Source organism: Actinoplanes sp. NPDC051411, assembly GCF_040682075.1.
Classification (GTDB): Bacteria; Actinomycetota; Actinomycetes; order Mycobacteriales; family Micromonosporaceae; genus Actinoplanes.
The window spans coordinates 1-14,254 of the sequence record NZ_JBFBAD010000199.1 but is presented as its reverse complement, the minus strand read 5'-3'; the positions used below and the strand labels follow the sequence as shown (position 1 = coordinate 14,254).

Annotated in this window: 14 protein-coding genes and 1 tRNA gene; 7 read left to right on the top strand and 8 right to left on the bottom strand. The window is 67.9% G+C overall.

Annotated features, from left to right (window positions below; translation table 11 throughout):
- Positions 1-148: 148 nt before the first annotated feature.
- Together AB0M88_RS50175 and AB0M88_RS50170 are read right to left on the bottom strand one after the other, a co-directional pair.
- Entirely contained in the window at positions 149-607 is a 459-nt protein-coding gene (locus AB0M88_RS50175) for a hypothetical protein (protein ID WP_364114881.1), read from the bottom strand.
- A 134-nt stretch (positions 608-741) separates the two neighbouring features.
- The gene (locus AB0M88_RS50170) at positions 742-1,728 is read right to left on the bottom strand and encodes a hypothetical protein (RefSeq protein WP_364114879.1); all 987 of its coding nucleotides are present in this window, start codon (positions 1,726-1,728) and stop codon (positions 742-744) included.
- A 437-nt stretch (positions 1,729-2,165) separates the two neighbouring features.
- Between AB0M88_RS50170 and AB0M88_RS50165 the strand changes: the two genes are divergently transcribed.
- From AB0M88_RS50165 to AB0M88_RS50155, 3 genes are read left to right on the top strand one after another with little or no spacing between them, the layout of a single operon-like run.
- Positions 2,166-2,552 carry a DUF2750 domain-containing protein gene (locus AB0M88_RS50165; protein ID WP_364114877.1) on the top strand — a complete coding sequence of 129 codons (387 nt, stop codon included), beginning with the start codon at positions 2,166-2,168 and terminating at the stop codon, positions 2,550-2,552.
- Between the two features lie 44 nt (positions 2,553-2,596).
- A complete protein-coding gene (locus AB0M88_RS50160) occupies positions 2,597-3,037 on the top strand; it encodes a response regulator (RefSeq protein WP_364114875.1) in 441 nt (146 codons plus the stop codon).
- 28 nt (positions 3,038-3,065) lie between these two features.
- Positions 3,066-3,389, top strand: a complete 324-nt coding sequence (locus tag AB0M88_RS50155; RefSeq protein ID WP_364114873.1) for a PRC-barrel domain-containing protein — start codon at positions 3,066-3,068, stop codon at positions 3,387-3,389.
- On the opposite strand, the gene AB0M88_RS50150 is transcribed toward AB0M88_RS50155, so the two are convergent.
- The 6 genes from AB0M88_RS50150 to AB0M88_RS50125 form a co-directional block, all read right to left on the bottom strand.
- Positions 3,352-4,371 carry a ketoacyl-ACP synthase III gene (locus AB0M88_RS50150; RefSeq protein WP_364114871.1) on the bottom strand — a complete coding sequence of 340 codons (1,020 nt, stop codon included), beginning with the start codon at positions 4,369-4,371 and terminating at the stop codon, positions 3,352-3,354. The two genes, AB0M88_RS50155 and AB0M88_RS50150, sit on opposite strands and share 38 nt — an antisense overlap.
- 65 nt (positions 4,372-4,436) lie before the next feature.
- A complete protein-coding gene (locus AB0M88_RS50145; RefSeq protein WP_364114869.1) occupies positions 4,437-6,089 on the bottom strand; it encodes an EAL domain-containing protein in 1,653 nt (550 codons plus the stop codon).
- Positions 6,090-6,190: 101 nt separating this feature from the next.
- Positions 6,191-7,108 (bottom strand): MHYT domain-containing protein, encoded by a 918-nt coding sequence (locus AB0M88_RS50140; protein ID WP_364114867.1) that lies wholly within the window; start codon positions 7,106-7,108, stop codon positions 6,191-6,193.
- 480 nt (positions 7,109-7,588) lie between these two features.
- Positions 7,589-8,032: a hypothetical protein gene (locus AB0M88_RS50135; protein WP_364114865.1), complete on the bottom strand. Its 444-nt coding sequence runs from the start codon at positions 8,030-8,032 to the stop codon at positions 7,589-7,591.
- Between the two features lie 83 nt (positions 8,033-8,115).
- Positions 8,116-9,339: an Ig-like domain-containing protein gene (locus tag AB0M88_RS50130; protein ID WP_364114863.1), complete on the bottom strand. Its 1,224-nt coding sequence runs from the start codon at positions 9,337-9,339 to the stop codon at positions 8,116-8,118.
- A gap of 135 nt (positions 9,340-9,474) precedes the next feature.
- Positions 9,475-10,704 carry an Ig-like domain-containing protein gene (locus AB0M88_RS50125; protein ID WP_364114861.1) on the bottom strand — a complete coding sequence of 410 codons (1,230 nt, stop codon included), beginning with the start codon at positions 10,702-10,704 and terminating at the stop codon, positions 9,475-9,477.
- Between the two features lie 154 nt (positions 10,705-10,858).
- Between AB0M88_RS50125 and AB0M88_RS50120 the strand changes: the two genes are divergently transcribed.
- From AB0M88_RS50120 to AB0M88_RS50105, 4 genes are all read left to right on the top strand, one after another.
- Positions 10,859-10,931 (top strand) — tRNA-Lys (locus AB0M88_RS50120).
- A 189-nt stretch (positions 10,932-11,120) separates the two neighbouring features.
- Positions 11,121-12,272, top strand: coding sequence for a hypothetical protein (locus AB0M88_RS50115; protein ID WP_364114859.1), 1,152 nt, complete (start codon positions 11,121-11,123; stop codon positions 12,270-12,272).
- Positions 12,273-12,605: 333 nt separating this feature from the next.
- Complete coding sequence (locus AB0M88_RS50110) at positions 12,606-13,082, top strand: hypothetical protein (protein ID WP_364114857.1); 477 nt, start codon at positions 12,606-12,608, stop codon at positions 13,080-13,082.
- An 80-nt stretch (positions 13,083-13,162) separates the two neighbouring features.
- Positions 13,163-13,864 carry a hypothetical protein gene (locus AB0M88_RS50105; protein WP_364114855.1) on the top strand — a complete coding sequence of 234 codons (702 nt, stop codon included), beginning with the start codon at positions 13,163-13,165 and terminating at the stop codon, positions 13,862-13,864.
- The last annotated feature ends 390 nt before the right edge of the window (positions 13,865-14,254 follow it).

Here is a 14,254-nt window from a genome sequence, read left to right as displayed (position 1 = left end):
CCCGCCGGTATACCCGCCCGCGCCCGCCCGCTACGCCCCCGCGCGGGCGGGCCGCTTCTCTTCTATGTGATCAGCCGCGTGACGGTGGTGCTGACAGCCTTGTTGGCGGCTGCCTCTCCGGCCGGCGCAGCGACTGGGTAGCCGATGATCAGGCGCGCACCGGCAGCCAGAAACCGATGGCGTCGTTCAAGGTCGGCGAATCCTGGTGGCAGTAGTCGTAGTCGACCGTCGCCGTCAGGAACGCCCGCTCCGGACCGTCCTGGTGGGCGGTGACCCGGAACGCGGTGGAGTCGACCCGGCCCGGCTCCAACCCTTCCCCACCGGGGAAGGAGGTGTAGAGCCGGTCGCCCGGATAGGCCACGTCGACGTCTTCCCGTCCGCCGTGCACCCGGACCCGCACGTGACAGACCCGGCGGCCGGTGGCCCAGCGAATGCTGACCCACTGCGGATCGTTCGGATCGACCGGCCGCAGCACGGTGGTGAGCGGCCGCAGGCCCTCCCGTTCCAGCCGGGCGGCCGACGCGGGTGCCGGGGTGCCCAGCGAGGCCAGGCTCATGGCCGAGGCCAGGGTTGCTCCGAGGACGGCAAGTCGCCGGCTCGTCTTCATGGCAGTGCCCTCCCGGTCTCCGGCCCCTCGCCTTCGAGAGGCCGACCTATCCGAGCCTAGGAGTGTCTGCCGGAAATATGCTGGTTTTCGGGATTCAGCCGAGGCGCACCGGTTGGTGGCCTCCGGAGTCTCCCCTAGCTGTTGCCGCCGCCCCCGTGACCGTTGCCACCGTTGCCGTGGTCGTTGCCGCCGTTCCCGCCGCCGGTGTGGTGGCCGTTGCCGGACGCGCTCGTGGACGGGCTGGGGCTGGTGCTGGGGCTGGGGCTGGTGCTCGGGCCGGTGTTCGGGCTGCCCGCCGGCGTCGTGCCGGTCGAGGCCGTCGAGGTCGGGCTCGGGCTGCTGGCCGGCGGCTGGTGGTTGCCGGCCGGGCCGCCGTGGTTGTCACCCGGCTGGCCGTGGTCGTTGCTGCCGGGGCCACCGTGGTCGTTACCCGTGCCGCCGTGGTTGCCGTTGTTGTCACCGGGACCGCCGTGGTTGTCACCGGGACCACCGTGGTTGTCACCGGGACCACCGTGGTTGTCGCCCGGACCACCGTGGTTGTCGCCCGGACCACCGTGGTTGTCGCCCGGACCACCGTGGTTGTCGCCCGGACCACCGTGGTTGCCGCCCGGACCACCGTGGTTGCCACCCGGGCCGTTGCCGGGGCCGCCCGGGAAGCCGTGGCCCGGCTGGTCGCCGCGCAGGACCGGGAGAGTCAGCGTGAAACTCCTGGACTGGCTGTGGGCGTGGGGCGCGCAGTTGTCGTACGTGATGACGGCCCGCAGGAGGGCCGACCCGGGCCGATCGAAGTCGGGGTTGATCCGCACCGACGTGTAGTCGGTGTTCCCCGGCCGCAGCATGGTGCCGCGGTTGAAGGAGGCGTAACGCCGGTGCCCGGCGTAGTCGACTTCCACCCCGCGGCCGGTGACCCGCACCTGCACGTCGCAGACCGGGCGGTCGGTGCGCCAGTAGATGTCGACCGAGTTGTTCGTGTAGGCGCGGACCGGACGAAGCCAGTTCGACACCGGCTCGGGACCGCGCGGCGCGGCGGCCGAGGCGGGCGCGCTCGCGACCATGGACGCCACTCCGACAGCCGTGGTCGCCATCGCGACGATCGCGCCGATTCGCCGACTCTTGTTCATTCCGATTTCCTCCAGTGCCAGACGGTGCCGGCCGCTCGCGCGACCGACAAAGCGGACACTATTGGAGCTAGTGCTAGTTGTCGGTATAAAGCTCGGCGTTTCGTGCTTAGTTATTCTTTCTTGTACAAATGTTTAGCCACCCCTGACCGAAAAGATGATGTTGCACACGCCAACTGTTTATGCAGCTCAGCCCCCGGTTTTACCCGGCCGCCAAGAGAGAATATGCGCCTCCCCGTGGCATCAAGCCGGTCGAGCGGCTCGGCCATGCCCGTGACTCGGCCGCTCGATCAGGAAGACCAGCTCGACCGGCCGGGTCACGGTCGACGCGCGGCGCCGGACCCTCGGCGGACACCCCTGAACGTGCGGAGATATCGCTCAAACACCCCTAAAGGTCCCCAATACGGCAGGATGGCGCGTACCGGAAAGAGGGGGAAGCGATGTCGCTCAGCGGGGCCCACAAGGCGGCGTTTCGCCGCGAAGTCCTGGTCGAGGGGCGCGTCTTCGCGATCCGCGACGGGGAAGGCTACCCGGCCCCGGCCGACCCGGAGGGGCGGCGGGCGGTGCCGTTCTGGTCGAAGCCGACCCGGGCCCGGCGGGTGGCCGACCAGGCGGCCGCGTTCATGGGGTTCGAGATCGTGGTGATCGAGCTGGACGACTGGCTCGCCGGCTGGCTGCCCTGCCTGGAGCGCGACGACATGCTGGTCGGCGTCAACTGGTCGGGGGCCCGGGCGACCGGTTTCGACCTGACTCCGGCCCAGGTCGGCGAGTGGTTCGCCGAGCAGCGGGAGGCCCTCGCGGCGGGGATGCAGATGGCGGCCGGCTGAGGCGTACCCCTATGCTTGCGACACTGCAAACAAAGGGGACGACCGTGCGCAGCAGCCTGCAGATCCTCGTCGTGGACGACGACGACGCGGACGCCCTGATGATCTCGGAGGCTCTCGAGAGCGCCGATACGCAGGCGATCGTCGAGCGTGTGGCCGACGGCCGGGAGGCGCTCGACTATCTGCGCCGCGAGGGCCGGTTCGCCGACGCCCACCGGCCCGATCTGATCCTGCTCGACCTCAACATGCCGCGCATGGACGGGCGCGAGACGCTCGCCGCGATCAAGGCCGACGATCATCTCAAGGCGATCCCGGTGGTCATACTGACCACGTCCGGGGCAGCCCCCGACATCGTGTCGAGCTATCAGCACCGCGCCAATGCCTATGTGACGAAGCCGTTCGGTCTCGACGACTTCGAGGCGACCGTGCGGCAGATCGACCGGTTCTACCGTGAGGTCGCCACGCTGCCGTCGGACGGCCCGGCGTAACCGTCCCCGAACGGGGTAAGACGACGGCATGACCGACGCACAGGATCTCGGCGAGCCCGTCTCCTACCTGGTGCTCAAGGACGGCACTCCGGTCTTCGACAGTTCGGGTGACCGGGTCGGCGAGGTCGAGCACGTCCTCGCCGACGAGCAGGAGGACGTCTTCCACGGCCTGATCGTCAAGACCGCCGACGGGCACCGCTTCGCCGCCGCCGAACACGTCGACGGGCTCTTCGAGCGCGGCGTCATCATCAACACGCCGGCCGGTCAGCTGCCCGAGCCGAGCGCGTCCTCGGACAGCTCGCTCGGCGAGACCCTCAAGCGGGCCTGGGACTGGCTGATCCAGCCGAAGTAGGGCCCCATCGCAGGAGCGCCGCCCCCACCGACATGCCGCCGCCGAAGCCGGCGAGCAGCACCAGGTCGCCGTCGTGGAGGGCGCCGGACCGGGCCGCCTCGTCGAGCGTCACCGGCACCGAGGCGCTGCCCACGTTGCCGTAGCGGTCCAGCGTCAGGTGGGTCAGGGCGTTCTCGAGGTGTGCCTCGCCGACCAGTTCCTGCAGCATCACGCCGTTGGCCTGGTGCGGGATGAAGTGCTGCACGTCCTCGGGCACCGCGCCGGCCCGTTTGAGCAGCATGTTCAGCGCCGGCGGCACTCCGGCGTTGACGAAGTCGCGCACGCCGCGCCCGTTCATCTGGAAGTAGTGCTGTCCGTGGGCGACGGTGTAGGGCGAGGCCGGCATCCGGCTGCCGCCGGCGGCCACGTGGATGAGGTCGGCGGCGTCGCCCCGGCTCACCAGCTCGCGATCGATGATCCCGAACCCGTCGGGCACGGCGCCGACCACGACGGCGCCGGCGCCGTCGCCGAAGAGCACGGCCGTACGCCGGTCGGTGAAGTCGAGGATGCGGGAGTAGACGTCCGACGCGACCACCAGGATGCGCGCCTCGGGGTTGACCGCGATCAGGCCCTCGGCCATGGCCAGCGCGAAGACGAAGCCGGCGCAGACGACGTTGACGTCGAAGCAGGCGGCCCGCTCGGCGCCGATCGCCCGCTGCACCAGCGTCGAGGTCGGCGGTTGCGGCATGTCCGGCGTCGAGGTCGAGACGATCAGGAAGTCGAGGTCGGCCGGGTGCACGCCGGCGTCCCGCAGCGCGGCCTGGGCGGCGATCGCGGCCAGGTCGGAGGCGGCCTGCTCGGGCGCGGCGAACCGCCGAGTCTGGATCATCGTCTTGCGGGAGATCCAGTCCGGGTCGGCGCCGGGGACCCGCTCGGCGAGTTCGGCGTTCGTCACCACCTGAGACGGCAGGTACGAACCGGTGCCCAGAATGCCTACGGCCATGACGCCCCCATTTATCCGGCTTGCCTGCTACCGGTTAATAGTGCGTTTTGCCGGGATGATTGACCTCAGGCCGGCGTACCGGAGCGGACGGCCAATCGGTCGGCCGGAACCGGCCGGCCGAAGTGAAAGCCCTGAAGGAGGTCAAACCCGAATCCGCGCAGGATGTCGGCCGTCATCTGGTCTTCGACGCCCTCGGCGACCAGGGTCAGGCCGAGCCCGCCGGCCATCCGGGCGACCGCCTCGACGATCACCCGCTCCTGCGGGTGGTGGATCCGGTTGACGAACGTACGGTCGAGCTTGAGCTCGTCCAGCGGCAGCTGCGTGAGCAGGGCCAGCGAGGTGTAGCCGGTGCCGAAGTCGTCCATCGCGATCCGCACGCCGAGATCGCGGATCGCGGCCAGCCACCGGGCGCTGCGCTCCGGCTTCGTCATCACGGCACTCTCGGTGATCTCCACGATCAGGCCGGTCGGCGGCACGCCATGCCTCTCCAGCAGGTCGCGGATCACCGCGATGAACCGGTCGTGAGCCAGCACCGGGGCGGCCAGGTTGACGGCCACCGGCAGGTCGAGGCCGTCGGCGCGCCAGCGGGCGGCCTGGGCGATCGCGTCGGCCAGCACCCGGTCGGTCAGGTCGGTGATCACCGTCGAGCGCTCGGCCTGGGGCAGGAAGGTGCCGGGCGCGAGCAACCCCCGGACGGGGTGCTGCCAGCGGACCAGGGCCTCGACCGAGCGCATCACGCCCGTGCAGTCGACCAGCGGCTGGTAGTGCAGCACCAGTTGGCCGCCGGCGATCGCGGTGCGCAACTCACCCTGCAGCCGCAGGTCGGTCTGCTGGTCGGTACGCAGCTCGGGCCGCCACCACTCGATCTCGGTGCGGTCCCGCTTGGCCGCGAACATCGCCGTGTCGGCCCGCGCCAGCAGTTCACCCGCCGCCGTCCCGTACGCGATCCCCAGCGACGCCTCGATCGGGATCAGCACCCCGTCGACGGTGACCGGGCCGCGCAGCCGGTCGAGCAGCCGGCGGGTCTCGCCGTCGAGGCCGGCCGGGTCGTGGCCGGGAAGCACAACCACGAACTCGTCCCCGCCGAGCCGGTAGGCGCATTCGAACCCGTCTTTCAACACGCGCCCGACATGCTTGAGCACCTCGTCACCACCGTGATGGCCGAGCGCCTCGTTGATCTCCTTGAACCGGTCGAGGTCGAGCACCAGCACGGCCACCGGCCGGTCGCCGCCCAACGAGTCGAGCATCTCGCGGAGCCCGCGCCGGTTGCCCAGCCCGGTCAGGCTGTCGCGCATGGCCAGCGCGGCGTAGCCGGCGCTCAGATGCTCGACCAGCGGGCCGATCGGCGCCAGGGCGAGCCGCCCGTCGGCCAGCTCGACGACGACCGGGACGGCCTTGAGGCCGGTCGGGCGGGCCATCGCCGCCCGCGCGGCGTCGTCCCAGGCCATCTCGTACGGCAGGACGGTCGCCGGCTCGTCGAGGAAAGCGACCAGTGGCCGGCGGCCGAGGCGCGCGCGCTCCCGCCCGACGGCCTGGGCGAGCACCTGGTCGAGCCGGGCCCGGTGCAGCAGGTAGATCACGTCGGCGACCACCGTGGCCACGCCCAGGCAGTCCGGGTCGTCGCGCAGGAGCCTCTCCACCTCGGCCATCGTGACCTGCGGCGCAACCACTGCCGCGGGCACCGCGAGCTCGCCCAGTCTGGCCACTGTCGTCCGCACCTCCCCCGCTCCCCGGGTGCTCCCCCGGGAGAAACGGTGGCGCGTTCAGGGTGCGAACAGGTTGCCGGCCGGGACCTCTTCGGGTGCAGCCTGCGCCTGGGTCAGCGGGACGACCGGTCGCGGTAGGTCCAGTTGCCGCCGAGCGTGGGGCCACTACGCTCGGCGGAACCGGAACCCACCGGGCCGGAACCGACCGGGGGGATCGTGCGGAACTCGCCGGTCCGCTGCTGGGGCACGTTGGTGGCCAGCCCCTCCCGCCGCGCGGCCAGATAGGCGGCGGCCGCCCGGTCCTCCTCGTTCGGCGCGGCCATCAGCGCGTAGACCAGGCCGATCAGGGCGAAGACCACGGTCAGGCCGATCGGCACCAGCATGCTGCTGGCCGAGGCACCGGCGAGGTTGCCCTGCGGCGAGTGCTCCATCACCGACATGGCGGACATGCCGGTGAAGTGCATGCCGTTCACAGCCACGCCCATGACCAGCGCGGACAGGAAGATGACCAGCGGCTTCTGCACGGTCACGCTCAACCAGAGCGCGACCGTGGCGGCGACCACGGCGATGCCGATCGAGAGACCGACCCGGGTCATCGAGTACGAGATGTCGCCGTTCAGCCGCATCGCGGCCATGCCCAGGTAGTGCATGGCGACGATGCCCAGCCCGGACAGCACGCCGCCGATGATCAGACGCACGTTCTGGAAACCGTTGCCGAACGCGACGATCGCCACCCCGACGGCGACCGCGACGATCGGGATGATCGCGCTGGCGAAGGTGAGGCCCACGTCGTAGCGGATCGGGGTGCCGACGACGCTGAAGCCCATCATCGCGACGAAGTGCATGCTCCAGATGGCCGTGCCACCGAGCGCGACGGAGGCGAGAACCAGCCACCAGATGCGCTCGCCGCGCCCTTGCGCGGCCCGCAGCCGTACGGCACAGGTCAGCCCCAGCATCGAACCGAGCACCGACAGCACATAGCTCACCGTCGGAGTGATCCAGCCGTGGTCGAAGTGATGGATCGTCGCCATCGAAGAAAGCCCCTCCCGCGATCTCGGTTTACGCCGGCGATACTGCCCGCTTGATCGTTATCGCGTCAGGCATTGTGACCCAACTAGCGTCACGAAGCGGCAACGGACGACCAAACAACAGCCGACACCTCGCAGGTGAGCGTTTTGGCTGGTCAGCATGGACTGTTCAGAGTGATACAGATATCGATGCAGCGCTGTCGCTTGACAGAGCCGTCCATCGATGACGTATTTCCTTGGGGCAATTCGGAAAACCCGGAAATCCCGCAATCGATCACCCCGAAAAATGCGAGGTAAACGCCTTTGCGTCCGTTTGGTGCCCCAGCGCTACCGACCGGTGGCGCGGCGTGTGCGCCTCGCCGCACGCTCGCGCAGCCCCCAGCCACGGAGCGGCGTTATGGCTGGTCAAGCCGGGAGACCATGATTCACACCAAATGAAGGAGGCCCAAAAGGAGCGCCGACGTGCCGGTTCTGAGGGCGCGGCTAGCCCGCGCTTTCGAGGCCGCTCTCGGCGCAGACGCCGGCCATGTCGGCCGCGGCGGCGCTGACCGCGGCCACGGCGTCCGGCTCCTGGGAGGTGCCCTTCGAAGTCGTCGCCTTCGCGTAGGCGGCGGCGAGGCGCCGGGCGGCGTCGGCCACCGGGGCGTCGGCCGTCGACGAGGCGGCGACAATATGGTCGACCACGCCCGGCTCCATGAGCGAGGCCTGGCTGACGGCGGCGTTGAGCTCGACGCAGGTGCGGGTGCCGGGAAGGGCGCCCGAGGCCTCGGCGGTCGGGACGCCGGGCGGGACGGGAGGCTGGGCCGCGGCCGAAAACGTCGCGGGCGGGGCCGCCGGGGGCGCCAGCGGGGACGGCGACGAGTGCCCGCAGCCGGCCAGGAACAGCAGCGTCGAAGCCAACGGGAGCCAGCGGCGGTTCTGCGGCATTTGGTCAGGTTACGGCCGACCGGGCACACCGCGTACGGAAAGAGGCCCGGTCGGAAACCGACCAGGCCTCCCCCGACAGGGTTTTAGAGGTAGCTGCCCTTCTTGTATTGCGAGTAGCTCTCGTTCCAGTCGGTCCAGCCGTTGCCGTCCTTCAGCTTCTGCCCGGTGCCGCTGACCGTGACCACGTCGCCGACCAGCGTGCGCCCGAAGAGCCACGCGCCCATCTTCTCCGAGACGTTGACGCAGCCGTGCGAGACGTTGACATGGCCCTGCTTGCCCTCCGACCACGGCGCGGCATGGATGAACGAGCCGCTCCACGTGATGCGCTGCGCGAAGTCGATCGGGGTCTTGTAGCCGTTGACCGGGTCGGTGTCGGTCGTGTCGAAGACCGTGTGGCGCTGCTTGTCGATCACGAGCATCGTGCCGCTCCACGACGGGGTGCTCGGCTTGCCCAGGCTGACCGGCAGCTTCTTGATGACCTTGCCGTTTTCGGTGACCGTCATCTGCTTGGTCTTGTTGGAGACCGCCATGATGAACGACCGGCCGACCTTGATGTCGACGGTCATGTCGGTCTTGCCGTAATAGCCGTTGCCGAGCGGGACACCGGCCAGCGACACCCGGTAGAAGACCTTCGAGTTGGCCTTCCAGTAGACCTTGGGCCGGAAGTGGATCTCGGTCGAGCTGATCCAGTGCCAGGTGCCCTCCTGGGACGGCGTCGCGGTCACCGCCATGCGGCGCTCGACGTCGTCGCGGTAGCTCGTCGGGATCGCGCGGTTGAACTTGACGATCAGCGGCATGCCGACGCCGACCGTCATGCCGTCGCCGAGGAAGCTCGTCGCCCGGATGACCTTGCCGGGCGCCTTCATCGTCGTGAAGGCGCTGCTGCTCGTGCCGACCTTGCCGTCGGTGGCGGGGCCGTTGACGGTCACGGTGTATTTCGTGTTGTAAGACAGCGCCTTGGCCGGGGTGAAGGTCTTGGCGTCCCTGTCGAGGACCCCCTTGACCTCGGCGCCCTTGGCGTCGGTGACCTTGACGGTCGTGTTCTCCGGGTCTTCCGACGAGTATTTGATCGGCGTGATCGCCATGACGCCGGTCGCGTCGGCCTTCGGCTCGACGACCGCGACCGTGCTCGCCGGCGGGGCCGCTTCGTTCTCGTCCTTGGGACCGCCGGCCTGCGGCGAGGCACCGCCGCCCTGCCAGGACGGCGACTTGGCACCGTGGCCACAACCGGACGCGAGCAACACCGCGCCCGCGATCAGCGCGACCCCGGCCATCCGCCACGGTCGCCGAACCACAATGCTCTTCATCGTCCCCTCACGGCCTTCGGTCGTCTCGGTCCGCCAATAATGCTTGATGGCCGTCTCCGCACCAATCCCGGATTCGTGCCGCGGTCCGTCTATCCGATTTGGGGTACTTAGGTATCGCTCGGAGCGGTTACCCGCTTATGCGCTCGCCAGGTCGGCCGGCACCGGGAGGGCGCTGCCCTTGACGAAGTCGGCCCAGCTCACATTCCACGGGGTCCAGCCGTCGCCGTACGCCAGCTTGTCGCCCGTGCCCTTCACCACCACCGGGTCGCCGATCAACGTCTTGTCGAACAGCCACTTCGCGTTGGACGGCGACACGTTGACGCAGCCGTGAGACACGTTGGTGTGGCCCTGCGCGCCGGTCGACCACGGAGCCGAGTGAATGTACTGCCCGGACCAGGTGAGCCGCTGCGCGAACTCGATCTGCGTGCGATAGCCGGCGGCACCGTCGGTGTCAGTCGTGTCGAAGACCGTCGACGCCAGCTTGTCCATCACGACCATCGTGCCGCTCACCGACGGTTTGCTCGGCCGGCCCAGGCTCACCGGAATCGTGCGCACCACCTTGCCGTCCTGCACCACGCTCATCTTCTTGCTGGCGTTGTCGACCTTCATCTCGAGGTCACGCCCGATCTTGGCCGAGGCCGCGCGGTCACGGTCGCCGTAACGCCCGGAACCGGTCGGCAGGCCGCCCAGCGCGGCCCGCACGGTCAGCTTGGTGCCCGGCTGCCAGAACTTGGGCGCGCGATAATAAGCCTGAGTGCCGGTCGAGGTCCACGCCCAGACACCCGGCTGCGCCGGCTGGGTCGTGACGAACAGGCGCTTCTGCACGGCGGCCCGGTCGGCCTTCTTGATGCCCGGGCTGAACTCGACGACCACCGGCATGGCGACGCCGTAAGTGTGGTCATCGAACAGGTAGAGCCCGGTGCCGGTCTTGTGCGACGGCGCACCCATGGTGGTGAACGAGGTGGTCACGGTCTTCGAATCGCCGGCGGAGCCGGTCGCGACGACCGTCACCGCGTACTTCTCTCTGGTCTTCAAAGGCTTGCCCGGCACCCAGCTCGAACCGTCGTCACGCAGCGCACCGGCGACGGCCTTGCCGTCGCTGCCCTTGACCGTGACCGAGCTGACCTTGCCGTTGGCCAGTTTGAGGCCGATCTCGGCACTCACCGGCACATCCTTCTTACCGGCGGCCGGGGTGATGCTCAGCGAAACCGGGGCGGCCGGAACAGCCGTCGTCGCGTTTTCGACCCGGTCACTCGGCGCCGGGGCGGCCGCCGCACTCTTCTTACTGTCGCACCCGGAGAGCACCAGCGGCGCGATCACCGCCAACGCCACGACCGCCACCAGCGAGCGACGCATGCCGACCATCCCTAGCCCCGTTCTGAAGTTTGCGGGGACATCCTGCCCCATGGATGCAAGGTTAGGAGTCGGCCGCGCGGCTGAGTCCCCCTTGGCGATCTTGGCGGGGGTGGATTTCTGGGTTCACCCGGGTGCGTGCTAACGTTTCCGTCGTTGCCAGCGAGCGCCGCTAGCTCAATTGGCAGAGCAGCGGACTCTTAATCCGCGGGTTGTAGGTTCAAGTCCTACGCGGCGCACAGTGTTTCACCAGGGCGTATAGCTATTCGGCTATGCGCCCTTGATCTTTGGTGGGGCACGGTGGGACATGCCTATGACCCACGACTTTCGCCCCCGAATTCCGCCTTGACCTGTGGCTTCAGGTCCTGGTGGCGGCGGATTGACGTGGGCGTCTTAGCACTCGCACGGAAGGGCCGCTGCTGGTGTCGGTGTACGCGTTCGACCCAGTCCGTCATGAGGTGGTTGCCGTGTGGTCGGCAAGCATCGGCGCGCTCACGCATCCGGTCGCCCGGCTCTCCCCCGATGTCGTCGAGGATCAGGCGCGCGAGCTGTGCGGGGCGCTGAGCGGGTTGTCGTCCGCGCTATGGGGGGTCTACATCTGTCCGGCGTCAACGGCTGCCGATGACGCCGATCGCCGACGCCGCGAGGACGAGCGAGACCAATTCGATGAGGTTGCCACGGCGCTGCGTGCACCGAATCTTCCCAACGCAGCGGGGCTGATCGACGTGTCGTACGGTCGGGTGCGGGAGTCGGCACATCGGGTAGGCCGAGTACTGCATCGGCTCAGTGATGTCGGGCTGCTCGAGGCGCTGGTCACCGAGGCGCAGACTGAGGTCGATGCGGTGATTCGTGCGGAGCTTGGCGACTTGTCCGGGCGGGCGGTGCAGGCGGCGACGCTGGACCGGCTGGATGTGTCGCCGCTGCAGGTGGCGGTCGCCGATGAGATGTTGCGGGCGGATCCGCTGAGTGACGGGCTGTTGTCCGCCACCGTCGACCCGGCGGCAGCGTGTGTTGCCGCAGCGCACTGGCTGACGGCCGCAGCAGTCGTGGCTGCACAGGTGGCGGGCTGTACGCCGGCCGGGGTTTTCGCAGAAGCCGACGACATCCAGGCCGTGCCCGTGGCAGTACCAACGTTGATGGTGGAAAAGATCGAAGGCGCTGGCATACCTGCCCGACGGGCGGTGGTGGATCTGTTGCGGGTAGCGGTCGCAGCCGGCGCCGGCGAGATCGCTGATCTCCCGGGGATCGCGGCCGAGCGTGCCCGTTTCGAGGAATCGGTGCAGCGGCTTCCTGCCGATCAGCGGACGGCGATGCTGTCAGCCGCGCCGGTGCGCGCCACGATGCTGGATCCACGCCGCCCCGCCCGTGACTTGCTAGAGCATCTGCTCGCCGGAATCGCGTCGTGCCACCTGCTGTACTCGGAGTACGCCGACGAGGAGCTCGTCTGTGCGGCGCAAGACCAGGATCCGGCGTTCGAGGACGAAGCCGTATCAGAATCTGATCGGCGCGGGGAAATCACCGAAGAGTTCACCGACCTCGTACGGGAGCAAGCCGCGAGCGTGGAAGGGCAGCTGCGCTGATGTAGCGCCGGCCGGGGACGGCGTGCCGCGGACCACCCCCGTCGCGTTGCAGTGCACGTCGGCGATCAGCCATCGACGCCCGCAGATTTCCACTAAGGCCATGAACTACGCACCGTCACCGTGGAACACTCCAGCATCGACCGGATTTGCCGATGATAGTGCGCCGAGAGTCGATCTTCGCTTGCCTTCGACTCAACCGATTCTGCTGCCGATCTTGCGTAGCGCATGGTCCCAGCTGCCCAACTTCTTGTTCAAGATCGGCTCCGCTGACGAAAGCGCCGGTGCCTTGCGCATAAGTGCAAGGCTCATTGGAGGAAAGCGAAGGAGTCGCAGATGTCGTCAACTGCCTTGTCGATCGTTGGAGCTGTCGGGATCATTGGATCATTGCTCTTTGCCGGATGGCAGGCACGTGCGCTTGCTAAACAAGTTGGCTTCCAGGCCACAATGAACGGCGTAGCAACGCTCTACAGCGTCTTGAGCAGCCTCCACAATGTCCAGCGTATCCTTGCGGACGACACTTCTCTAGTTCCGCATTTCTCGCCAGAGCGCAGCAGTATGCCGCTGGACGAGGCCGACCCGGCTAAGGTTCAGATGGTCGCGGCCATGTATGCAGATGTCCTTAATATCGGCCTTCATATGTTGTCCGCAGTTCCGGAAGCGAAAGCGGAGAGCGCCTGGGAACCGTACTGCAATGATCTTCTTACAAAATCGTCAGCGTTGAAGGCTGAGGTTGCCGGGAAGCCTTGGGGCTATCCGCGCTTGTCGCGGCTGGCGAACTCACTTACCACAAACAGCCCGGCTGGTGAATAGATGCTCGCATTTCACCGCAACGTCGGATGGCGCCTTGGGCCAGTATCCGGCGCAGGCGAAGAAGTGGCATAATCGAAGACGTGATGATTGATGGGTACGAAGATTTCCCTCTAGTTGACGGAACCCCGCTTCTTGCCGACCCGTTGTTCTGGCCTACCTATTTCTCCGACACTATGGCGGCCAGTGAGCCTGCGCGCGTCGCTGAGGCATTCGAAGTTGATGAGGCGGCCTGCGAAAATTTCTACCTCAGCCAGCTGGTCAATCACGATACATGGCCGGTATTCCGGATCGGTCTGCGTGATGGCCACGACATATACGTAATCTATCGCAACGTTCCCGGCGACAAGACAACCGAGTACGTGCTCTGCCAGCCGGGTGGGGTGCATTCACTCGAGCTGGCGAACATCGGGGGGCACGAGTTTCGTCCAGGCCTGAGCTGGGGCGAGCTAGTGACGGCGGCGAATCGGATCGGGGCCTCGCCCGGTGTGACTGAGCCGGATGCTCGGTTGTTGCTGTTGTTGCCCGCATTCGGGGATGCCGGTCTGTCCTCCGATGCGGTCGCGGTGTTAGCAGCCGCATTGAAGCGGTGCGGCGCCGGGGCGGGGGCGGATGATCTCGCAGCATGGTTCCTCGAGGATCCGGAGGGCTGGCCGACTTGGCGGTTGCAGGACGATGGCGTTCTGGTGTGCGACGACCGGTACAGCCGGCGTGACCCGCGGGGTCCGGCTGGGCACGCGGCAGCCGATCCGCGGGAGATCTCGTCGGCGCTTGCGGCCAACTGACCGAACTGGTGAGCGACTACTCGGGTTTGTGTGGGCGTTGAGCAACGCGCAGGATCCGGGACGGAGGGCACAGTGCGAGGCCAGGCGACCGAGCATCACACGCCTGCAAGACCCGGAAAACGGTAACCGCGAGCGAGATCGCACAGGCGAAGCGAAGTGTCACAGCAAATCGGCGACGGCGGCGTCCTGAGGCTACTCAGCGAGCACCGTGACACCGCACAGGTTAAAAACCAAGTTAGGGTAAGTCAGTAATCACGCCAGGATCATGACGAACGGGCTCCGGGCTGGCATCCGGATCTGGCACCCCTCTCTGTCAAGTGTTGATCGTGAGTGGTGTTTTAGGCTGTGGTCTGGCGGGTCCGGGAAGTGACTTGTCCGAAGTGTCGATCA